A 20276-nucleotide genomic window follows, 5' to 3' on the forward strand; every position below is an offset into this window, starting at 1 on the left:
AAGCGGTCCGTCAGGTGCCCGTATCTCGCAGCGCAGCGATGAGGTCTTCCATATCCGCCGGCAGGGCCGCGTCGAAGCGGAGCTCCTCGCCCGTCACCGGATGGAGAAAGCCGAGGCGGGCCGCATGCAGGGCCTGGCGCGGAAAGCTTGCGAGCACGCCCTCGCCGCCGCGGCGGCCATAGACCTGATCGCCGACCAGGGCGTGACCGGCGAAGCTCATGTGAACGCGTATCTGATGCGTCCGGCCGGTTTCCAGCCGGCATTCGACGAGCGAGGCGAGCGGCCGGGCCGGGTCCGGGCCGAAACGTTCGAGAAGGCGGGCGCGGGTCACGGCGCGCTTGCCGCCGTGGTTCAGCACCGTCATGCGCTTCCGGTCGCCGGGGTGGCGGCCGATGTTGCCCTCGATCCGGAGCAGGTTGCCCTCCTCCCAGGAGATGCCCCGGAGGCCCGAGAGCCGCGGATCGGAGCGCTCCGGCGCGCCACGGACGACGGCGAGGTAGCGCCGGTCGATATCGTGGGCGGCGAACTGTTCGGCGAGGCCGTGGTGGGCCAGATCGGATTTCGCGACGACGAGAAGGCCGGAGGTGTCCTTGTCGATGCGATGGACGATGCCGGGGCGGATCTCGCCGCCGATGCCGGAGAGGCTCTCGCCGCAATGGTGGAGCAGGGCGTTCACCAGCGTTCCGGTCGGAGCCCCCGGCGCCGGATGGACGACGAGACCTGCGGGCTTGTCGATGACGATGAGATGGGGATCCTCGTAGACGACATCGAGGGCGATCGCCTCGGGTTCGGCGCGGGACGGCAGGGCGGGCGGGAGCGAGAGAAGGATCTCGGCCCCCGGCTCGATCCGCATCGAGGGGTCGATCAGCACGGCCCCGCCGGCGCGCGCCACGGCGCCCTCGGCGATCAGGGCCTGAATTCTGGCCCGGCTCAGGCCCGCATCCTCTGGCACCGCCGCGGCCAACGCCTTATCAAGGCGCTGCGCGGGCTTGGGCCCGAGCGTGACCCGGAGCGTCTCGGACGGAGCGGACATGGCAGGCACGATCCCACATGGCGAAGACGCCGACATACCCGAACCGAAGCGGCTTCGGCAACTCCGGCTGCTCGTCAACACGCTGACCGTCACGCTGATTGTCGGTTTCATCATCATCGTGGCCACCCTGGTGATCCGGCTGACGGCGGGCCCGGAGCCGCTGGCGCTGCCTGAAAAGGTCACCCTGCCCGCCGGGGAGACGGCCGGGGCGGTGACGCTCGGGGGGGACTGGATCGCGGTGGTGACGACCGACGGCACGGGGCAGCAGCGGATCCGGGTGCTCGACCGCGAGAGCGGTGCGCCGCGGGGCGAGATGGAGATCACGCCGCAGGATCAGTGAGGCCGGGAGGGGGGATCTGGAGCGGGTGAAGGGAATCGAACCCTCGTCGTAAGCTTGGGAAGCTTCTGCTCTACCATTGAGCTACACCCGCGTCGGCCTCCCGATACCATTCCGGCCCCCGCGCCATCAAGGGGATTCTGAAAGCGCCCGGACAGGGCCCGAACCCCCTCGCCCGGAGGGCCGCTCGCGGGGATGACCTCCCGGTGAAAAGGGGGCGTTTCACCGTGAAAATCAAAATTTCGCACTGAAATCATTCGATTTTCGTAGTTAACATATCATGAATGCGGCGGAGGTGGCTGCGCTCTGGAACGCCCGGTTCTCCGCGGCCGGTCATCGGGACATGCGCCTTGGACGCATGGAGCGTGCCGGGATTTTTCGCCCCGACCGGCCCTTGTGGCAGGCCGCCGCGGCCGATCCGGGCGGGAGAGCGGCGCGGCCGGGCGTGGAGGGTTGCGAGGCGCGCGCGGGGGCGCGCGCCTTGCGACGGGGGTCAGGCGGTGATGGCGAGTTCGGTCATCATGCCGGTCTCGAGATGCGGCATGTGGTGGCAGTGGAGCATCCAGCGCGCCGCCTCGCCGGCATCGAAGGCGATGGTCACCGTGGCCATCGGCGGGACATAGACCGTATCGCGCCGGGCGCCCCGGAGGCGCGTGCCGTTCACCTCGACCACCTGGAAGGTATGGCCGTGGAGGTGCATCGGGTGGCCCATCATCGACATGTTGTGGAACATGATCTCCACCCGCTCGCCGCTTTGCGCCGCGACGGGGATGTGATCGGCCCAGGTGCGGCCGTCGATGGTCCAGCGGTAGGGCTGCATCGTGCCGCCGAGCATCATCATGTGGCCGCGCTGCACCGCGCGCGCGGGCAGCGGGTCGAGTGCGACAAGGCGGGCTTCCTGCGACAGGGCGGTATCGAAGGCGGGCGCGGCCTCCTCGGCCAGCGGCGCGAGCCGGGCGACCGCAGCGCCGGGGGTTGCGAGGATGAGGCCGGTGCGCTCGCGCGCGCCCTCGCGGATCGCGAGGATGGGCCAGGCGCCGGCGCCGGGGAGGTCGAGCTCGAGATCCAGCCGCTGCGCCATGGCGATGCCGAAGCGCGTGCCGCGCAGGGGCTCGACGCCGTGGCCGTCGACCGCGACCAGCCGGGCCTCGAGCGCGCCGGTGTCGATCCAGAACACCGTCGCCGCCGCGGCATTGACGATGCGGAGCCGCACGCGGCCGGCGCGCTCGACCGCGACCACCTCCGGGTCGGTCAGGGTGCGGTCGTTGGCGAGATAGGCGTCCCAGTCGTAATCGTTGAGATCCATCGCCATCGCGCCCCCGCCCGGCGTGCCCTCCATCGGCATGGCGCCGTGATCCATGCCGGGCATGGCGCCGTGATCCATGCCGGGCATCGGCATCGTGCCGTGGTTCATCGCGCCGTGGTCCATGGCGCCGTGGTCCATGGCGCCGTGGCCTTCCGGCGCGTGGCCCCCGGCGATCGCCGCCATCACCTCCTCGGGCGGCTGGAAGGAGAAATCGTGGAGGAACATCACCACCTCCTGCCGGTCGGCGGCGGCATCCGCCGCGCTGCGGACAATCAGCGGCGCGGCGAGCAGGCGCATTTCCTGGAGCGGGATATGGGCGTGCATCCAGTAGGTGCCGGGGATCGGCGCATAGTCGTAGCTCCGGGTCTCGCCCGGCGCGAGTTTCGGCAGCGGCAGGTCCGGCACGCCGTCCTGGGCGTTGGGCGGGATCTGGCCGTGCCAGTGGATGAGCGTCGGCTCGGGCAGCTCGTTGGTGAGATCGACGCGGAAGCGCGCGCCGGGATCGAGGACGAGCCCCTGGCCGGAGGGCCCGGCGAGCCCCCAGACCGTCGCGGCGCGGCCCTCGACCTCGATCGTGCGGCGCGTGGCGCGCAGGGGGATGGCCGGGGCCTCGGCGAGGGCCATGCGGGGCAGCTGCGCCACCGCGGTGGCGGCGGCGCTCGCGGCGAGAAAGCCGCGTCTGGAGAAAACAGGCATCTTCGTCTCCCTGGGGCCGCTTCGGGGCCCCGTCTGAAAGCATCGGGACCGCGCCGGGGTGGCGCGCGGGCTTCAGAGGAGGAAGGGTTCGGGCGGGCGCTCGGAGATCGGCGGCGCCTCGCCCTCGCGGAGGAGCGCCGGGGCCCGCGGATGCACGACGCCGAGGGTATCGGCCGCATGGGCGGGCGCGGCCGCGGGCTGGAGCGCCGTCATGCTGCTGCAGACCCAGGCGCAGGCCGCGGCGCCGAACCGGCAGGCCGCGGTGCCGCCACAGTCGGCGGCATGGCCTCCGGACATGGCGTGGCCATCCGGCATGGTGTGGCCGTCCGGCATGGCGTGGTTGGCGGCTGGGGCATGGCCCGGGCCGGCGCCGTGGGCCAGCGCTCCGGCGGCCATGTGGAGGGCATGGGCCGTGACCGCGGCCGGAGCGAGGCCGAGGGCGAGCATGAGAAGGAGGGCGATGACGCAGCGCTTCATGCCCGCCAGTTAGCGCCATGCCGGCCGCGCTGTCCATCGCCGGGAGGGGGCGGCCACGCAGACGTGTGCCGCGCCCCCTAGGGCGCGCGGCCCTGGCGGCTCTGGCGGTGCGGGCCGGCTATTCCGGCGCTTCCGTCAGGTAGCCGTAGAGGGCGTCGATCTCGGGATCGGTCAGGTGGCTCAGCGCGCCGAGCGCCGCCTCCTTCATCGGGCCGAGATCGCGGCCGTCGAGCGGCGCGCCGGTTCGGAGCAGGTGGCGGAACCCGTCGGCGGAATAGGCGGGCGCCACGTCGCGCAGGGCGGGTGCGACGAAGCCGAGGCCGTCGTCGCGCGGCAGATCGAGGTCATGGCACCCGGCGCAGATGGTGCGGGCGAGATAGGCGCCCTCCGGGGCCGGGCGCTCGGGGCGCGCCACACCCGCCTCGGCCGCGGCGGCGGAGAAGGGAATGGCGCCGGCCGCGATGGCAACGCGGCCGAGCGGACCCCAGTCCGTGCCGCCGGAAACCGCGTCGGGGCGCGGCGGCACCGTGCGGAGATAGGCGAGGATGGCGGCGAGATCGCGGTCGGAGATCTCGTCGAGGGCGCCTGTCGGCATGACGACAAGCGAGGTGCCGTCCGGGCGGATGCCCTGCCGCACCGCGCGGACGAGATCGGCATCGGTGAAGCCCGGCAGGCTCCGGGTGAGGTTCGGCGCAACCAGCCGGCCGACGCCGCGGGCCTCGAAGAGCACGCGGCCGGCATCCTGGTGGCAATCGTGGCAGCCGAAGGCGCGGAAGAGGCGCTCGCCCTCGGGCACGAGCGCGGGCGCCGGCGCGACGGCAAGCTCGGCGGGCCCCGCCGGCCAGTGCCGGTGGAGCGCGGCTTCGGCCTTCAGCCATATGCCACCCGCGGCGAGAAGCGCGAGCGCCGCGGCGCCGCCGAGCAGCCTGCGGGCCCAGCGCTTCAGGCCGCGCGAGGTGCGCCGCGGTTCGAGGGTTGCGGTGGTCATCGCGGCCGCTCCCCGCGTGCGGCGGGGCCGGGGATCGCGGGCCCCCGGCGCGGCGGCGGGAAGAGCGCCTCTGCCCATTGGCGCGGCGTCATCGCGCCGAAGGCAAGGCGCCCGGCAGGGCCGCCGCGGTGGGGCGGCCGCAGGGTCAGGAAGGCTCCCAGCGGGTTCATCATCATGGCTCCTCTGAACTTTGGCCGAGGATTGCAGAGGCGCGGTGGCGGGAGTATCGAGATCTGATCCCGCGGTGTTTAGGAAACCTGAATGCTCGTGCTCAACCGCATTCCGCTGAGATCGCTGCGCGCCGTCGAGGCGGTGGCGCGCCTCGGTTCGGTGACGGCGGCGGCGCAGGAGATGGCGGTGACCCCCGGCGCGATCAGCCAGCAGGTGACCGTGGCCGAGAAGGTTCTGGGCTTCGCGCTCTTCGATCGCCATGCGAAGGGGATGAGCGTCTCGCCGCGCGGTGCGGAGATCTGTGCGCTGCTGACCGACGGGTTTGCCCGGCTGGCGCAGGCGGTGAGCCTTGCCGAGCACGCGCGCGCGGAGGTGCTGACGGTTTCGGTGGCGCCGATGTTTGCCGCGCGCTGGCTGATCTGGCGCCTGCCGGAGTTTCACGCTGCCAACCCGGCGGTGAAGGTGCGGCTCGATGCGGGCGTCGAGCTGCTCGAGCCCGGCCGCGACGGCGTCGATCTCTGCGTGCGGGTGGGGCGCGGGGCCTGGCCCGGCGTGGCGGTCGAGCGGCTGTTTCCGCAGATCATCTTTCCGGTCTGTTCCCCGGCGATGGCGGCCTGCATCCGGCAGCCCTCCGACCTTCTGCGCTTTCCGATCATCCGGGAGCCGCGGCCGAATTTCGGCTGGGAGGACTGGCTCGCGCCGGGCGAGCCCGCGGCCGGCGCGCTGCCCGAGGGGCCGGTCTTTTCCGATGCCTCGCTCTGTCTCGATGCGGCGATCTCGGGGAGCGGCATCTTCCTGACCTTCGAGACGCTCGCCGCCGACCCGCTGGCGCAGGGCCGTCTGGCCGAGCCGTTCGGGCGGCGGCGGGCGACGCGGAACGGCTACTGGCTGGTGACGCCGAAGGCCGGGCGGCTGCCGCAGCCCTGCCGGATCTTCCGCACCTGGCTCAAGGCGCAGATCGCCGCCGCGGGGTTCGGCACCGAGCGGGAAGCACCCCTACCCGGCAGCGGCCCGCCCCCGGCGGCGTGAGCGCCGGCCGCGCGGCGGGACGGCTCGCGCCCATCCACGACAGTCGCCTCACGATCTTGCAAGCGCGCTTCGGCCTGATTACCTTGGATCCGGTCCAGGACAGGAACTGCATTCGACATGGATATGACACGCGCCGCCCTCACCCGTTCGGTTTCGTCGCGAGAAGTCCTGTCCCATGCCTGCATCCGTTTCCCTGTCCCGCCTGTCGTGGTCCATGCCTGACGGCACACCGCTTTTCACCGATCTCGATCTGACATTCGGCCACGAGCGCACCGGGCTGGTCGCTCGCAACGGCGCGGGAAAGAGCACGCTGCTGCGCGTGATCGCGGGCGACACGCCTCCGGGCTCCGGGCGGGTCCGCGTGACCGGCTCGGTTGCCGTGATGCGTCAGGAGGCGCTGGCGCACCCGGACGAGACCGTGGCCGATCTTCTTGGCGCGCGGCAGACCCTGGACCTCATGGACCGGGCGGAGCGCGGCCGGGCCATGGCCGAGGAGCTGGCCGAGGCGGACTGGACCCTGCCCGCCCGGATCGAGGCAGCACTTGCCCGCTGCGACCTGTCGGTCGATCCGCGGACCCGGCTTGCCAGCCTCTCGGGCGGTCAGCGCAGCCGGGCGGCCCTCGCGGCGCTGATCCTCGCGGAGCCCGATTTCCTGCTCATGGATGAACCGACGAACAATCTCGACCGGGCGGGCCGCCGCGCGGTCCTCGACCTCCTGCGCGGATGGACCGGCGGCGCGATCGTCGCGAGCCACGATCGCGAGCTTCTGGAGGAGATGGACGCCATCGTCGAACTCACCTCCCTCGGCGCGGCGCGATACGGCGGCAATTACAGCGCGTTCCGGCAGCAGAGGGAGACCGTGCGCGCGGTCGCGGCAGAGGACCTGGCCCATGCGGAAAAGGCGCGGGACGAGGCGGCCCGGCGCGCGCAGCAGGCCGCCGAGCGCAAGGCGCGGAAGGACAGTGCCGGCCGCAAATCCCGCGCGAGGGGCGGCCAGCCGAAAATCCTCCTGGATGCCGCCAAGGGCCGCGCGGAAGCCTCCGGCGGCGCAGGGGCGCGCCTGCGCGACGCGCGGCGAGACGCGGCCGAGGATGCACTCACCGCCGCGCGCGAGAAGGTCGAGGTGCTGGACCCCATCCATATGGAGATCGCGACGAGCGGCCTTCCGGCGGGCAGGACCGTGCTCGCGCTCGACCGGGTGACCGGCGGGCATGACCCCGCGGCCCCGACCCTCGAGAACCTGTCGCTCACCCTCACCGGGCCCGAGCGGGTTCTGATCGCGGGCCCGAACGGCAGTGGCAAGACCACCCTCCTCAAGCTGATTACCGGCGCGCTCCGGCCAATGGCGGGAGAGGTGCGTGTCTCCGTGCCCTGGGCGCTGCTGGATCAGCATGTCGGGTTGCTCGCTCCCGATCGAACCCTGCGCGAGGTCTTCCGGGAGCAGAACCCGCAGGCGACTGCGCAGATGGCCCATGCCGCATTGGCCCGTTTCGGGTTTCGGGCCGGCGATGCCCTGCGCCGCACGGAGGGCCTGAGCGGCGGAGAAAAGCTGCGCGCCGGTCTCGCCTGCGTTCTCGGCGGAACGCCACCGCCCCAGCTTCTGCTTCTGGACGAGCCGACGAACCATCTCGACATGGACGGGGTCGAAGCGCTGGAAGCCGCCCTGGCCTCCTACGATGGCGCGGTGGTTGTGGTCAGCCACGACCGGGCCTTCCTCGACTCTCTCAGGCCAGACAGGATCGTTTCCCTGAAGGCGTGACCCCGCGCGGCGGCGCGGCGGGACGGCTCGCGCCCGATCATCCAGATCGATCCGGGTCTGATCGAAACCTGCAATCTCATGGGAACCGTCTTCGCACCCTCCGCTCGGCCGGTCTTCAGGGTGTTGCAGGCCCCACGCCCTCTGACAGCAGGTTCCCGGCGAGCTCCATGGCCTCCTCGCGGGTCTGGGCGAGCCTCAGCGGAAAGCCCCAGACTTTGGCGAAGGCCACGCCGAACGTCCTGAAGGCCAGGCGCTTGGCGGAGTTCGGCTCGATCACGATCATCGCCCTGACGAGCGCCCGCAGCTCTGCCTTGTGCTTCTTCATCCACAGCGCGGTGCGCTTCTTTTCCTCGTGGCTGTGGTCGTGGTCTTCGGTCGGGGCGTTGTCGGTCAGGATGACGAAGGGCGCGCCGCGCTCAAGGCTCGCCTCCAGCGCCGCGAAATCCTCGTCGTGGTCGTGATCGGGCGCGTCGTCATAGCTCATCCAGACAAGCGGGAAATTCGTGATATCGAGGGGCATGTGTCGTCTCCCAGCGAGAATGGACGGTTTCAGGTCGAGCGGATGTGCCGCCACGTAGAGGCAAGCGCGACCACGCCCGGAAGCGTGACGGCCAGCAGCTCCAGGCCGACAAGATGGCCGCCATCGCGCACGCCATCGAAGACGCCCGCGAGCGTGCTCATGATGAACAGCAGACCGCCGAGGACGAGCATCGCCCAGTCGGTCACGCGCCGTGCGGCAAGCGCCAGCAGGGGCGGGACGACCCAGGCGCCATAGAAAAGGGACACGCCCCACAAGGCGGCGGGATCGAAGGTCATGGCCTGCATCGCCCCGCCGCTGCCGACATGGGTGTTCAGATAGGAAAAGCACTGGATCGTGACGAAGAGGGCGGCCCCGACTGCGGGGATGAGCCATGCGAGCGCGAGCCGGGCCGGGGCATTGTCGATCACGTGAGAACTCCTGTGCCAAAGTGTCGGGCAGGTCAGCCCTGCCCCTCCGGAAACGGAGCGCGATCCCGGGGATCCGCGAGCCGCCTCTGCCTCACAGCAATGCGCCAGCCGGCGCGTGGCGTCATTGCGCAATCCTGCCATTATATGTTTCAATCCGGCCAAAACCGAAGACGCCGAGGTCCGAGATGTATCTGGACAACCGTCGCGACTGGCTCGCCTATGTCGACGAGATCCCGCGGGCGCTGGTGGCCGCCAACGCGGTCACCACCCTTGACGCCCTGGAGCAATCGCCCCGGCATCACCATCAGAAGGCGCAACTGCTCTTCACGGTCCGTGGCGTCGTCAATTGCGAGGTTGACGGCGCCGTCTGGATCGTACCGCCGCAATGCGCCGTGTGGATTCCCGGCGGGCTGCCCCATTCCGTTTTCGGCTCGGGCGAGGTGGAGTGTCTCTCGCTCTTCATTGACCCCCCCGCATCGGCGGACCTGCCGAACGACTGCTGTACGATCACGGTGTCGCGCTTCTTCCGTGAGTTGCTGATGCGGGCAAACGCGCTGCCGGAGCTCTATGACGTCGACGGACCGGATGGCCGGATCGTGTCGGTTCTCTTCGACGAGCTGGCCGCGGCGCCGGTCGAGGACCTCCGCCTCCCCCTCCCCGGCGATCCGCGCCTGAAGAAGCTCACCGACCTGTTGATCGCGGCGCCTGCGGATCATGCGAGTGTCGGGGAATGGGCCGCCCGCGTCGCGCTCAGCGAGCGCAGCCTGAGCCGGCTTCTGGCCGAAGAGCTGGGCATGAGTTTCGGCCGCTGGCGCCGACAGCTGCATGTTGTCCTCGCCCTGCGGCGGCTGAGCGCCGGCCAGTCGGTTCAGGCCGTCGCGATGGATCTCGGCTATGAAAGCGCCAGCAGTTTCGTGACCATGTTTCGAAAGATGGTCGGCAAGCCGCCAAGCCGCTATCTGCTCGAGCGGCGTCGTTCAGGGTAGGCGCGAGCGACAGGAGCGGCCGGGTGCGGCCCACGATCGCCGCCTGGCGCATGCTCCGGCGGGGTGATCGCCCCGACGCGCGGCCGTGTTCACGTTCAAGACCTCGTTGTGACCCCGAAGCAGGTCTCAGTGCTCGCCTTCGCAGGCCTGATGGTCGGCGAGGGCGTGCAGCACCCGACAGGGTTGCCCATCGGAATGACCGTCGCAGGCCTTGACGACGCGCACCAGTTCCATCTCCAGCCGCCGCAACCGCGCGATCCGGTCCCGGATTTCGACAATCCGGTTCTTCGCGATGCGATGCGCGTCGCCATGGGCCGCATGGGGCGTCTCCTGCAACGCGATCAGTTCGGCGATGGCGTCGAGGTCGAAGCCGAGCTGCCGGGCGTGGGCGATGAAGGACAGCCGGTCCAGCTCGGCATCGCCATAGCGCCGTTGCCCCCCGTCCGTGCGGCCGGGATCGGGCAGGAGACCGCGCCCCTCATAGTAGCGGATCGTCGTCACCTTCACGCCCGTGCGCTTCGACAGCGCGCCGATGGAATGGCCCCGCATCGCGATTACCCCATTGAAGCTACAGTCGCTGTAGGTCGTATGCCCCATGGGGACGAAACGAATCAAGAGTGCCGCGATGACCGACCACCACCTCCACCGCACCGACCCGCCGGACCTCGACGCCCCTGCGGGCCGCAAACGGCTCGCAGAACCGGGCCGAACCCACCTGTCGCGTTTCGAGCGCATCGGCGCTGCCTGCGACGTCGTGCCCCCGGCAGAGACGGGTCTCAAGGCGGAGGTGCGGTGATGGGACACGATCACGATCATCCGCACGGGCATGGCCACGACCACGCGCATGGGCACGCGGGCCATTCGCACGGCCCGACGCTCTCGGCCAACGATGCGCCCGAGGCGCGCCGATCCAAGGAACGCGCGATCCTCATCGCCGCCGCCCTGACGGGCAGCTTCATGGGGGCGGAGGTCATCGGCGGGCTCCTCTCGGGATCGCTCGCGCTGCTGGCCGACGCCGGCCACATGCTGACCGACTTCGCCTCGCTCCTGCTGGCCTGGTTCGCCTTCCGGCTGGCACGGCGACCGGCGGACTGGAAGCGGACCTACGGCTTCGACCGCTTCTCGGTGCTGGCCGCCTTCGTGAACGGGCTCACGCTGTTCGCCATCGCGGGGTGGATCCTCCTGGAGGCCGTCCAGCGCCTGCGCGATCCGCACGAGGTGCTGGGCGGGCTGATGCTCTGGGTCGCCGTGGCGGGGCTCGTGGTGAACGTCGTGGCCTTCTGGGTGCTCAGCCGCGCGGAGGGCGACAACCTCAACGTCCGTGCCGCCGCCCTGCATGTCATGGGCGATCTGCTGGGCTCGGTCGCGGCGATTGCGGCCTCGCTCGTCATCATCTGGACGGGTTGGACCCCCATCGACCCGATCCTGTCGGTGCTCGTCGCCTTCCTCATCCTGCGCTCGGCGTGGACCGTCGTGCGCGAGAGCGGCCACATCCTGCTCGAAGGCGCGCCGGCGGGCTTCGATGCCCGCGCCGTCGCGGCCGACCTGGAAGGCACGCTGCCCGGCGTGGCCCGTGCCCATCACGTCCACGCCTGGTCGATCACGCAGGAGCGCCCCATGGCGACGCTGGAGGTCGAGCTCGCGCCCGGCGCGGTGGCGGATGACGTGCGCCGCGCCGTGAAGGTCCGCGTGCGCGAGACGACCGGGATGGAGCATGTGACCGTCGAGGTGGCGGCAGGCACGGCGCAGGAGGGGTGAAGCGCCACCTGTCCGAGAGGCTGGAACGGACACATGGGGATGTCCGGGCATGCCGGACAGTCGCGCGTGGCGCGGCGCAGGCCCGCTTCGTCCGCGGTGCCGCGATGGGCGCGAGGACACCCGTTCCACCGGTCACGAATGACCGCTTCGGTGCCGCCGCAGGGCCGCGCCGCGGCTGAATGGCCGCGCACGGGACAAGACCGCCGCCCCTGGGGGGCGGCGGCCGAGCAGAGGTCGGTCTGCTATCAGGATGCCAGCATGGCGTGCGGATCGAGCACGAACTTCTTCGCAACGCCGCTGTCGAAGCTCTTGTAGCCCTCGGCCGCCTGCTCGAGCGGAATGATCGTGGCATTGACGATATCCGCGATCGGAAGCCGGTCGTGCAGGATGGCCTGCATCAGCTGGCGGTTATACTTCAGCACCGGGGTCTGGCCGGTGTGGAAGCTCTGGGCCTTTGCCCAGCCAAGACCGAAACGCATCGACAGGTTGCCGGTCTTCGCCGCGTCGTCCACCGCGCCCGGATCCTCGGTCACGTAGAGGCCCGGAATGCCGATGCCGCCCGCGACACGGGTGATCTCCATCATCTGGTTCAGCACGATGGCCGGCTGTTCGCCGCCCGAATGGCCGCGCGCCTCGAAGCCCACCGCGTCGATGGCCGCGTCCACTTCCGGCGAGCCGATGATATCGGCGATCATCTCGGGCAGGTTGTCGCCCTTCGACAGGTCGACCGGGGTGAAGCCGACCTTCGCGGCGTGCTGGAGACGCTCCGCGTTGAAATCGCCGATCAGCACCACGGCCGCGCCGAGGATGCGCGCCGAAGCCGCCGCGGCAAGGCCCACCGGGCCGGCGCCCGCCACGTAGACGACGGAGCCGACGCCGACCCCCGCCTTCAGCGCGCCGTGGAAGCCGGTCGGCAGGATGTCCGACAGCATGGTCAGGTCGCGGATCTTGGCCAGCGCCTGATCCCGGTCGGGGAACTTCAGAAGGTTGAAATCCGCATAAGGCACGGTGACATAGCGGGCCTGTCCGCCGATCCAGCCGCCCATGTCGACGTAGCCGTAGGCCCCGCCCGCGCGCGCGGGGTTCACCGTCAGGCACACGCCCGTGTCGCCCTCGCGGCAGCACCGGCAGCGCCCGCAGGCCACGTTGAACGGCACCGAGACCAGATCGCCGACCTTCAGCATCTCGACGTCGGAGCCGGTCTCGATCACCTCGCCGGTGATCTCGTGCCCCAGCACCAGCCCCGGCTCGGCCGTGGTACGCCCGCGCACCATGTGCTGATCGGAGCCGCAGATGTTGGTCGAGATGACCTTGAGGATCACCGCGTGCTCCATCTTGCGCCCGTCGGGCGACTGAAGCTTGGGATCCTCGATCTTCTGCACCTCGACTGACCCGGGGCCAGTGTAAACAACACCGATATTGCTCATGTGCGTCTCCTCCATAGTCTAACACAGGCGAGGCCCCGCATGCCGGTATGCCGAACATTACGGGGCCTCGCCGGCGGGATGCTACACTTGGCAGCCGAACTCACACGCCGGGAAACGACATGGCCTGGAATGCCAGCGACAGCAGCGCCCGGACGGCAGGATGCGGAAGATCGGCGGGCGGTTTCGCGTCCGGGCTTTCCTCAGAAGCGGGTGATGACCGTGGCGCCGACGGACTGGAAGCTGTCCATGGTCATCAGCGCCTCGGGCGCCTCCGCGAGCGCGATCCGGTTGCCCACGAGGCGCGCCGGACCGAGCTTGCCGCTGGCGACCATGTCCAGCATCGCGCCATAGCGGTGCGCCTGCATCCCGTGCGAGCCCAGGAGCTCGATTTCCTGTCCGATGATCCGGGGCATCGGCACGGCGGGGGCGGCGTGCTCGCCGAGCATCAGGCCCACCTGGATGTGTTTGCCCCGTGGCCGCAGGCAGAGAATGGAATTGGTCATGGTGACCGGGTGACCGAGGGCATCGAGCGAGACATGCGCCCCGCCGCGGGTGGTTTCCCGGATCGCCCCGGGCACGTCGGCCTCCCTGCCGTCGATCACCGCGACCGCGCCGAGCTCCCGGGCCAGGGCGAGCTTGGCCGGGTCGAGGTCCACGCCGATGACGTTCGCCCCCGCGGCCGCGGCGATCATGACCGCGGAGAGCCCGACGCCGCCACAGCCGTGAACCGCCACCCACTGACCGGCGCTGACCCGGCCTTGGTCGATGACTGCGCGGAAGGACGTCGCGAAGCGGCACCCGAGACTGGCCGCGGTGGCGAATGCCATGCTTTCGGGCAGGGCTACGAGATTGAGGTCGGCCTGATGGATGGCAACGTATTCGGCGAAGGAGCCCCAGTGGGTGAAGCCCGGCTGCTCCTGGTGCAGGCAGACCTGCTGGTGCCCGGCGTGGCACTCGGAACAGCTGCCGCAGCCGCAGATGAACGGCACGGTGACCTTGTCGCCCGCCTTCCATCCGGTCACGTCCTTGCCCACGGCCTCGACCACGCCGGCCAGTTCGTGCCCCGGAACATGGGGGAGCGAGATGTCGCTGTCGTGGCCCATCCATCCGTGCCAGTCGCTGCGGCAGACGCCCGTGGCCGAGACCCGCAGGACGACGCCATGCGGCGCGGGGCTCGGGTCCGCGACCGTGACCTGCTTCGGCTCTTCGCGGAATTTCTCGAACAGGACGGCTTTCATGGCGGGGCCTTTTCTCTGGGTGCGTGACGCGATCTTAGAGGCCCGCCGGGAAATGGCTTTGCCGTTCCTGTTCCAGTTCGGCTAATTTGGGGCAGATGCTTTCAAATCAGCGGTTTACTTTGGGGGTTTCTGCCCGTGCCCGAGATCGATGCCGTGAACGCCCGGATCCTGGCCCTGTTGCAGGACGACGGGCGGATGACCAACGCGAAGCTCTCCGAACGGCTCGGCATGAGCGAGACGCCGTGCTGGCGTCGGCTGAAGCAGCTCGAGCAGGACGGCATCATCGAGGGCTACCAGGCCAATCTGAACCGCCGCAAGCTCGGGCTCGGCGTCCTGGCGTTCGTGCAGCTTCGCTGCTCGGAGCACGACCGGACCGCCACGGCGGAATTCCAGCGGATCGTCGAGACGAGCCCCAACATCCTGTCCTGTCACAACACCACCGGCGCCGACGATTTCCTGCTGATCGTCGTGGCCCGCGATCTCGACGACTACAGCGCCTTCGTCGACAGCACCCTGCGCCGCCTGCCGGGGGTGACGAGCATCCGGTCCAACCTCTCGCTGAGAGAGATGAAGGCCTCCAGCAAGCTTCCGGTCTCGCCGCCCTTCGCGCCGGGATGATGGCATTCCGTGCGGAGCAAGGCCGGGGCGCCTCGCATTCGGGTTTCCGCGCGGCTCTTTCGGGCGGGTCAGGTGAGCTTGCCGGCGAGGCGGTCGCGGGCGGCCGACTGGGCCTCGCGGCCGATCGGAACGAGCTCCGCGGCGCTGGCGAGGCCGAAGGGCGGCATGCCGGAATAGACGCATTCATACTCGCCGGCGCGGATCCGGTAGGTCTCGTGCCAGATGCCGATATCGCCCCGCGCGCCACGAATGCGCTTGTTGAAGGCGACCCAGGCGGGCCAGTGCGATGCCTCCTGCGACCGCGCATAGGCCTCGAGCTGCTCGAAGGAGCGCCAGTACTGGGCGATCACGCCGCTCCGGATCGGGGTCGAGCCGAGAAAGCCCGACTCAGGCCCCGCCTGCCGCAGTTCGCGCACCATCTTCGGCATGGCCGTCAGGACCGGCCACCATTGCCGGATCTTCCAGGGCTTGTTGATCCGCATCCCGATGAGAAACACGACAAAATCGCCTTCCATGCGGGCCGTGAACTGGCCGTTGACGACCTTCGACATCCTGGCTCCTCCCGTCCGGTCGACCTCCTTCGGCGGCATGCGCCCGGCATGACGCGCGCGCCTCGATGGTGCGGCTTTTGCCGGCGTCTGTGAAGAAGGAACGTTCGGAACCGGTCGCCGGGGGCGGCGGCAGGGCGGCGGCGCACTCAGTGGCGGCGGAGCAGGACGATGCGGTTGGTGTTGGTGCCCTTGGCGCCGTTGGCGACACCCCAGCAGTTCGCGGTCTTGGTGAAGCTCTGCGCGTTCACCATCACGCCGAGGCGCTCGAAGGGCAGGCCCTCGGCCGCGCTCCAGACGCGGCGCTCGAGCAGCACCTGGCCGCCCCGGACCTCGCCGACCTCGAAGGCGACATGGCCGCCGGGGCGGAGGACGCGGGCCATTTCGGCGAGCACGCGGACGACCATTTCCTCCCACGCGGCCTCGGTGCGGTGGCGGTCGATGGCGACCGAGGCGGGGTCGATGCCCGCGAACCAGCAGCGGAGCCAGTTGTCGGCGGCATAATCGACGATATCGAGGAAGGGCGGCGAGGTGACGACGAGATCGACCGTGCCCGCGGACAGGCCCGTCGCCCAGGCCGGGCCGGTGGAGAGGCGTGCGGCACGGCCCGCGGGGGCGCAACCGTCGCGCAGCAGCGAGCGGGTCTTCTTCAGGATCTGCGCCGCCACGTCGCGCTCGGGCGGCGAGAGGCCGAGGCGGGCGTTGATCCGGCGCTGGGAGCCGATCGAGACCGCCTGGTTGGGCGGCATGGAGCGGCCCGAGAAGAAGCCGGGCGAATGGCCCGAGAGGCGGTTGAGCGCCACCATGCGGATCCAGTCGGCGGCCGGATCGACGGGGCCTCCCTCGCCCGGCGGCGGCAGCCGCTCGGCGAGCCAGAGACGGAGCGCCTCGAGGCGGCGGAGGGTTTCGGGGTGGTAGAAGGCGAGGAGATCCTCGCGGGTGATCTCGCCGTGGGTCCAGTCCACGGTCTCGAGCGCCGCGGCGATCCCGGCCGTGGCGATGGGCCCGAGGCGCGGCCGGGTGAGCAGGATCGAGAGCGGGTTGATGTCATTGCCGAGCGCGGTGCGGCCCGAAAGCGCGGCCTGCACCGGCGTGGTGCCGCGGCCCATGAACGGGTCGAGCACCGCGCCGCCGGGGCGGGTGAGGCGGCGGATGAAGAACTCCGGCAGCTGGGCCTTGAAGCAGGCCCGGTAGGAGACCTCGTGGATCGCATGCGAGCGGCGCTGGCCGGAGGTCCAGAACTCGTTGATGAAATAGGGAATGCCCGCGTCGGTTTCGGTAAGCGTCGCTTGCCCGAATTCCCGGAAGCCCGCGAGCCCGGCGAGGAAGGGATCGCGGCGCCGTGCGGCGGCGGCCCGGCTCACGCGGGCACCGGCGGGGGCACGTCTCGGGTCATGGGCGGCTCGGGGCACAAGGTCTGGTGGGTGATGGCAGGTTGCGGGGCAATCCTAGGGCTTCGGGGGCGGCGGGGCAATCGTCTCTCTCCGGTTCGCCGGCCGCCCCCCGCCCGTTCAGGTGGCGGGCGCGGGGCCGCGGTCTTGCCATTCGCGATCGATCTCGGGCAGATCCTCGCCGTGGATCGCGGATTCGAAGCTGCGCAGGCGCTTGTAGATCGAGAGGAGCTCGACCACCGTCGTCCAGGAATTCACCAGATACTGGAACGACGTCCGCACCTGATCGAGCGCGTTGAGGATCTGGTTCATCAGGCCGAGCGTGATGGTGCCCGCGACGATCGCCGGGGCGAGGACCACGTAGCCGAAGATGTTGTCGACCTGCAGATAGAAGATCCGGGCGACGTTGAAATACATGTAGTGGAAGTAGAGGCGGAAGTAGTTCCGCCGCACATCGCGGAAGAGCTCGCGGGTGGTGGGGGGCTGCGCCCGGGTGGGGTCGTCCTCGCCGTAGACGAGCTCCTTGCGGTAGGCGGCCTCGACGCGCTGGTTGCGGAACTCGAGGCCGGGGAGCTTGATGCCGACGAGCGCGAGGAAGGCGGTGCCCAGCACCGACCAGAGCAGCGCCGCGACCACCAGCGGATGCGGCACGGCGCCGAGCAGCGGCACTTCGGTGATGTTGGCCGAGAGCCGGATCAGCACCGGCATGAAGGCGATGAGCGTCATCAGCGAGTCGATGAGGTTGACGCCGAGCTGCTCCATCGTGGTGGAGAAGCGCATGGTGTCTTCCTGCACGCGCTGCGCCGCGCCCTCGATATGGCGCAGCCGCGGCCAGTAGGACATGTAGTAGCCGTTCATCGCCGCGCGCCAGCGGAAGATCCAGTGGCTGACGAAGAAGCGGGTGAGCACGCCGATCACCACCGCGACCAGCACGATGCCGAGGAAGGAGATGATGCCGCCGTAGAGGTCGGCGAGCGTCACCTCGCGCGACTGGGAGAGCGCGGCCTGGATGAGGTCGTAGAACGGCCCATACCAGTCGTTGACCGCGACGCTCACCTGGACCTGGAAATAGGTGGCGAAAAGGATGAGCGCGGAGCCGAGGATCGACCAGCGCGTCCAGGGGTGGGGCTCGATCCGGGACCAGGCGAACGCGAAGAGGCCGGTCGCCGCGGCGAAATAGAGGTAGAACCACAGGAACTGGCCGGACCAGAAGCGCGAGACGCCGATGGCGTGCGCGGCCTCGTCGTCGAGCGAGAAACCGAGCGTCGCGCCAAAGCCGGAGGCCCCGGCATACCAGAGCGCGATACAGGCAGCAGCCCACAGGATGGCCGACCAGACGAAGAGTCTGGGGCGGGGAAAGAAGGATACGAACACCGGTGAATGGCCCTCTCTGCTTGCGCTCCCCGGCCCGCTCACCCACGGGCTGCGCGGCCACATGACCCGAAACGGGGGTGGCATGCAATGCGCCCGCCCCCGGCATCGCGCGTTTGGGAACGGTGCGGAGCGGCGCTTCGTTTACCCGCCGCTAACCATGACAGGGATCAAGTGCGGCCGGATTTACCGGACCGCAGGGTTTCTCGGCCTAGCTGGCCCGCGACGAAACCGCGCACGGAACGGGAAGACGGACATGGCCCGCCCCAAGACACGAGCGTTCCACTATCTCGGCGTTCTTGTCGTGCTGGGCATTACGCAGGTTCTGGCGATGCGGTTCGACACCTTCGAGCAGATCGAGGAATTTGCCCGCGCGCATGAAGGCTGGGAGGTCGACGAGGTCATCACCTTCTTCCTGCTGAGCGTTTTCGCGCTGCTGGCTGTTCTGCTGCTGCGCACGAACGACCTGCACAAGGCGCTCGGGGAACGGGACCGGGCGGAGCGCGAGGCGCATCAGATGTCGCGGCACGATCCGCTGACCGGGCTTCCGAACCGGCGCGCGCTTCAGGATCATTTCGACATGCTCGCGGCGGCCGGGACCGGCGGCGCGGCGGTGACGCTGCTGATCGATCTCGACCGGTTCAAGCATGTGAACGACCTTCACGGCCATGCGTTCGGCGACCGCATGCTCCAGCTCGCGACCGAGCGCATCGTCGAGGATCTCGGGCCGCAGGATTTCGCCGCGCGGCTCGGCGGCGACGAATTTGCCGTGGTGCTCCGGCCGGGCACGCCGCAGGAGGCGGCCGAGCGTATCGCGCGGCGGCTGCTCACGCGGCTCGAGCGGCCCTACGAGGCCTTCGACATCGTGGTGCTGATGGGGGCGAGCATCGGGCTTTCCGTCTGCGAGCTCGACGAGCTGCACGACTCGGCGCTCCGGCTCGCGGACCGCGCGCTTTATGCCGCCAAGCGCGCCGGGCGCGGACGGCTCGCGTGGTATGACGACGAGCTCGGCGCGCGCGCGACCGAGCGCGCCGCGCTGGAGGCCGACCTGCGCCTTGCGGTGGCACGCCACGAGATCGTGCCGTTCTTCCAGCCGATCGTGGAGATCGGGGACGGCAGGATTGCCGGCTACGAGGTGCTGGCCCGCTGGGAGCACCCGGAGCGCGGCCCGGTGCCGCCCTCCGTCTTCATAGAGATCGCCGAGGATATCGGCATCATCAGCACGCTGGGCTCGAACATCCTGCGCGAGGCCTGCAACACCGCGCTCGACTGGGATCCGGGGCTCCGGATCAGCGTCAACGTCTCGCCGCAGCAGTTCCGCGACAGCATGCTGGTCACGAACATCCGCCAGATTCTGGCGGAGACCGGCTTCGATCCGGCGCGGCTCGAGCTCGAGGTGACGGAGAGCGCGATCATCGCGGATTTCGATCTGGCGCGACAGGCGATCCGCGAGCTGCAGGAGCTGGGCATCTCGGTGGCGCTCGACGATTTCGGCACCGGGTTCTCGAGCCTCTCGAGCCTGCGCCAGCTGCCCTTCGACCGGATCAAGATCGACCGCAGCTTCGTCACCGGCATCGTGCACAACAGCAGCAACCAGAAGATCCTCGCGGGCATCATGACGCTCGCGAACGGGCTCGACATTCCGGTGACGGCCGAAGGCGTCGAGACGGCGGAAGACCGGGATTTCCTCGCCTCGATCGCCTGCACCACCGGCCAGGGCTTCTGGTTCGACCGGCCCCGCCCGGCCGATCAGGTGAACTGGATGCTGGAGACGCACCAGGCGCCGGGGGAAAAAGCCACCGCTCTGGCCAGGCCGGCGGCGCAGCTTCGGCCGGTTTCGGAGGCCTGACCGGCAGCCGGTTGTGGCGTGCGGCGCCTCCAGCCCGGAAAACGAGTAGCTTTCTGTCACTTGCTTGATGCAAATCAAACCTTCCAACGCCCGTTTCGAGCGATATTGCGCGCGTCGCCGGCTCTGGAGGGGGAGATCCAGCCATGGCGACATCGCATGGACATGTTCCGTGCCTGCCCTGCTGCGTCTCCGGGCTTGCCCCGGCATAGGCTGACTGCGTCGGTCTGGTGCGGCAGGGCTCACGCCTCCTGTTTCCGCTTTCCGCTGCAAGCTCCCGGACCGACAGGACGCCTGCCGCGCGCCGTGGCCCCTCTCGCCATCCTGCATTTTCGCAGAACGATCTCGC

The 20276-nt window shown here is 69.9% G+C and carries 20 protein-coding genes and 1 tRNA gene; 8 read left to right on the top strand and 13 right to left on the bottom strand.

Translation table 11 applies throughout. From position 1 onward, the window contains the following. Nucleotides 1-10: 10 nt before the first annotated feature. On the bottom strand, nucleotides 11-1033 hold the full coding sequence (locus ACF66B_RS11465; protein WP_111431265.1) for an RluA family pseudouridine synthase: 1023 nt from the start codon (nucleotides 1031-1033) through the stop codon (nucleotides 11-13). On the opposite strand from ACF66B_RS11465, the gene ACF66B_RS11470 reads away from it, so the two are divergent. Continuing rightward, nucleotides 1032-1373 (top strand): DUF6476 family protein, encoded by a 342-nt coding sequence (locus tag ACF66B_RS11470; protein WP_111431266.1) that lies wholly within the window; start codon nucleotides 1032-1034, stop codon nucleotides 1371-1373. The genes ACF66B_RS11465 and ACF66B_RS11470 overlap by 2 nt on opposite strands. Before the next feature lie 17 nt (nucleotides 1374-1390). Here ACF66B_RS11470 and ACF66B_RS11475 read toward each other — a convergent pair. From ACF66B_RS11475 to ACF66B_RS11490, 4 genes are all read right to left on the bottom strand, one after another. Then, nucleotides 1391-1464: transfer RNA gene (locus tag ACF66B_RS11475), tRNA-Gly, on the bottom strand. A 399-nt stretch (nucleotides 1465-1863) separates the two neighbouring features. Beyond that, entirely contained in the window at nucleotides 1864-3372 is a 1509-nt protein-coding gene (locus tag ACF66B_RS11480) for a multicopper oxidase family protein (protein ID WP_111431267.1), read from the bottom strand. 72 nt (nucleotides 3373-3444) lie between these two features. After that, nucleotides 3445-3849, bottom strand: a complete 405-nt coding sequence (locus ACF66B_RS11485; RefSeq protein WP_111431268.1) for a hypothetical protein — start codon at nucleotides 3847-3849, stop codon at nucleotides 3445-3447. 118 nt (nucleotides 3850-3967) lie between these two features. After that, on the bottom strand, nucleotides 3968-4837 hold the full coding sequence (locus ACF66B_RS11490) for a c-type cytochrome (RefSeq protein WP_162683385.1): 870 nt from the start codon (nucleotides 4835-4837) through the stop codon (nucleotides 3968-3970). A gap of 261 nt (nucleotides 4838-5098) precedes the next feature. Between ACF66B_RS11490 and ACF66B_RS11495 the strand changes: the two genes are divergently transcribed. Beyond that, the gene (locus tag ACF66B_RS11495; RefSeq protein ID WP_111431270.1) at nucleotides 5099-6037 is read left to right on the top strand and encodes a LysR substrate-binding domain-containing protein; all 939 of its coding nucleotides are present in this window, start codon (nucleotides 5099-5101) and stop codon (nucleotides 6035-6037) included. A 175-nt stretch (nucleotides 6038-6212) separates the two neighbouring features. Continuing rightward, nucleotides 6213-7796 (top strand): ABC-F family ATP-binding cassette domain-containing protein, encoded by a 1584-nt coding sequence (locus tag ACF66B_RS11500; protein ID WP_111431271.1) that lies wholly within the window; start codon nucleotides 6213-6215, stop codon nucleotides 7794-7796. Between the two features lie 115 nt (nucleotides 7797-7911). On the opposite strand, the gene ACF66B_RS11505 is transcribed toward ACF66B_RS11500, so the two are convergent. After that, complete coding sequence (locus ACF66B_RS11505) at nucleotides 7912-8316, bottom strand: hypothetical protein (protein WP_111431272.1); 405 nt, start codon at nucleotides 8314-8316, stop codon at nucleotides 7912-7914. Nucleotides 8317-8345: 29 nt separating this feature from the next. Beyond that, nucleotides 8346-8744, bottom strand: a complete 399-nt coding sequence (locus ACF66B_RS11510; protein ID WP_111431273.1) for a hypothetical protein — start codon at nucleotides 8742-8744, stop codon at nucleotides 8346-8348. Nucleotides 8745-8929: 185 nt separating this feature from the next. Here ACF66B_RS11510 and ACF66B_RS11515 point away from each other — a divergent pair, with 185 nt between their 5' ends. Then, on the top strand, nucleotides 8930-9730 hold the full coding sequence (locus ACF66B_RS11515) for a helix-turn-helix domain-containing protein (protein WP_111431274.1): 801 nt from the start codon (nucleotides 8930-8932) through the stop codon (nucleotides 9728-9730). A 126-nt stretch (nucleotides 9731-9856) separates the two neighbouring features. Here ACF66B_RS11515 and ACF66B_RS11520 read toward each other — a convergent pair whose 3' ends face one another. Continuing rightward, the gene (locus ACF66B_RS11520) at nucleotides 9857-10279 is read right to left on the bottom strand and encodes a helix-turn-helix domain-containing protein (protein WP_111431275.1); all 423 of its coding nucleotides are present in this window, start codon (nucleotides 10277-10279) and stop codon (nucleotides 9857-9859) included. A gap of 46 nt (nucleotides 10280-10325) precedes the next feature. On the opposite strand from ACF66B_RS11520, the gene ACF66B_RS11525 reads away from it, so the two are divergent. Further along, nucleotides 10326-10526, top strand: coding sequence for a hypothetical protein (locus tag ACF66B_RS11525; protein WP_111431276.1), 201 nt, complete (start codon nucleotides 10326-10328; stop codon nucleotides 10524-10526). Beyond that, on the top strand, nucleotides 10526-11488 hold the full coding sequence (locus tag ACF66B_RS11530) for a cation diffusion facilitator family transporter (RefSeq protein WP_111431277.1): 963 nt from the start codon (nucleotides 10526-10528) through the stop codon (nucleotides 11486-11488). The genes ACF66B_RS11525 and ACF66B_RS11530 overlap by 1 nt, the downstream gene beginning before the upstream one ends. Nucleotides 11489-11733: 245 nt before the next feature. On the opposite strand, the gene fdhA is transcribed toward ACF66B_RS11530, so the two are convergent. Both fdhA and ACF66B_RS11540 read right to left on the bottom strand, forming a co-directional pair. Continuing rightward, entirely contained in the window at nucleotides 11734-12915 is a 1182-nt protein-coding gene (gene fdhA / locus ACF66B_RS11535; RefSeq protein ID WP_111431278.1) for a formaldehyde dehydrogenase, glutathione-independent, read from the bottom strand. A 200-nt stretch (nucleotides 12916-13115) separates the two neighbouring features. Next, nucleotides 13116-14153 carry a zinc-dependent alcohol dehydrogenase family protein gene (locus tag ACF66B_RS11540; RefSeq protein ID WP_111431279.1) on the bottom strand — a complete coding sequence of 346 codons (1038 nt, stop codon included), beginning with the start codon at nucleotides 14151-14153 and terminating at the stop codon, nucleotides 13116-13118. A 135-nt stretch (nucleotides 14154-14288) separates the two neighbouring features. Between ACF66B_RS11540 and ACF66B_RS11545 the strand changes: the two genes are divergently transcribed. Then, nucleotides 14289-14771, top strand: coding sequence for an Lrp/AsnC family transcriptional regulator (locus ACF66B_RS11545; RefSeq protein ID WP_111431280.1), 483 nt, complete (start codon nucleotides 14289-14291; stop codon nucleotides 14769-14771). Between the two features lie 68 nt (nucleotides 14772-14839). On the opposite strand, the gene ACF66B_RS11550 is transcribed toward ACF66B_RS11545, so the two are convergent. The 3 genes from ACF66B_RS11550 to sbmA form a co-directional block, all read right to left on the bottom strand. Continuing rightward, complete coding sequence (locus ACF66B_RS11550; RefSeq protein WP_111431281.1) at nucleotides 14840-15322, bottom strand: DUF4188 domain-containing protein; 483 nt, start codon at nucleotides 15320-15322, stop codon at nucleotides 14840-14842. A 146-nt stretch (nucleotides 15323-15468) separates the two neighbouring features. Beyond that, nucleotides 15469-16683, bottom strand: coding sequence for a DNA methyltransferase (locus tag ACF66B_RS11555; RefSeq protein WP_111431282.1), 1215 nt, complete (start codon nucleotides 16681-16683; stop codon nucleotides 15469-15471). 147 nt (nucleotides 16684-16830) lie between these two features. Then, complete coding sequence (gene sbmA / locus ACF66B_RS11560) at nucleotides 16831-18084, bottom strand: peptide antibiotic transporter SbmA (RefSeq protein WP_111431283.1); 1254 nt, start codon at nucleotides 18082-18084, stop codon at nucleotides 16831-16833. 253 nt (nucleotides 18085-18337) lie between these two features. On the opposite strand from sbmA, the gene ACF66B_RS11565 reads away from it, so the two are divergent. Continuing rightward, entirely contained in the window at nucleotides 18338-19930 is a 1593-nt protein-coding gene (locus ACF66B_RS11565) for an EAL domain-containing protein (RefSeq protein WP_162683386.1), read from the top strand. Nucleotides 19931-20276: the final 346 nt, after the last annotated feature.

The sequence above is a fragment of the Amaricoccus sp. B4 genome, from assembly GCF_043226085.1.
In the GTDB taxonomy this organism is placed as follows: domain Bacteria; phylum Pseudomonadota; class Alphaproteobacteria; order Rhodobacterales; family Rhodobacteraceae; genus Amaricoccus.

Coding starts and splice junctions, on each gene's coding strand:
- ACF66B_RS11470 (WP_111431266.1), top strand. CDS start 1,032: ATGGCAGGCACGATCCCACATGGCGAAGACGCCGACATACCCGAACCG.
- ACF66B_RS11465 (WP_111431265.1), bottom strand. CDS start 1,033: ATGTCCGCTCCGTCCGAGACGCTCCGGGTCACGCTCGGGCCCAAGCCC.
- ACF66B_RS11480 (WP_111431267.1), bottom strand. CDS start 3,372: ATGCCTGTTTTCTCCAGACGCGGCTTTCTCGCCGCGAGCGCCGCCGCC.
- ACF66B_RS11485 (WP_111431268.1), bottom strand. CDS start 3,849: ATGAAGCGCTGCGTCATCGCCCTCCTTCTCATGCTCGCCCTCGGCCTC.
- ACF66B_RS11490 (WP_162683385.1), bottom strand. CDS start 4,837: ATGACCACCGCAACCCTCGAACCGCGGCGCACCTCGCGCGGCCTGAAG.
- ACF66B_RS11495 (WP_111431270.1), top strand. CDS start 5,099: ATGCTCGTGCTCAACCGCATTCCGCTGAGATCGCTGCGCGCCGTCGAG.
- ACF66B_RS11500 (WP_111431271.1), top strand. CDS start 6,213: ATGCCTGCATCCGTTTCCCTGTCCCGCCTGTCGTGGTCCATGCCTGAC.
- ACF66B_RS11505 (WP_111431272.1), bottom strand. CDS start 8,316: ATGCCCCTCGATATCACGAATTTCCCGCTTGTCTGGATGAGCTATGAC.
- ACF66B_RS11515 (WP_111431274.1), top strand. CDS start 8,930: ATGTATCTGGACAACCGTCGCGACTGGCTCGCCTATGTCGACGAGATC.
- ACF66B_RS11520 (WP_111431275.1), bottom strand. CDS start 10,279: ATGCGGGGCCATTCCATCGGCGCGCTGTCGAAGCGCACGGGCGTGAAG.
- ACF66B_RS11525 (WP_111431276.1), top strand. CDS start 10,326: ATGGGGACGAAACGAATCAAGAGTGCCGCGATGACCGACCACCACCTC.
- ACF66B_RS11530 (WP_111431277.1), top strand. CDS start 10,526: ATGGGACACGATCACGATCATCCGCACGGGCATGGCCACGACCACGCG.
- fdhA (WP_111431278.1), bottom strand. CDS start 12,915: ATGAGCAATATCGGTGTTGTTTACACTGGCCCCGGGTCAGTCGAGGTG.
- ACF66B_RS11540 (WP_111431279.1), bottom strand. CDS start 14,153: ATGAAAGCCGTCCTGTTCGAGAAATTCCGCGAAGAGCCGAAGCAGGTC.
- ACF66B_RS11550 (WP_111431281.1), bottom strand. CDS start 15,322: ATGTCGAAGGTCGTCAACGGCCAGTTCACGGCCCGCATGGAAGGCGAT.
- ACF66B_RS11565 (WP_162683386.1), top strand. CDS start 18,338: ATGGCCCGCCCCAAGACACGAGCGTTCCACTATCTCGGCGTTCTTGTC.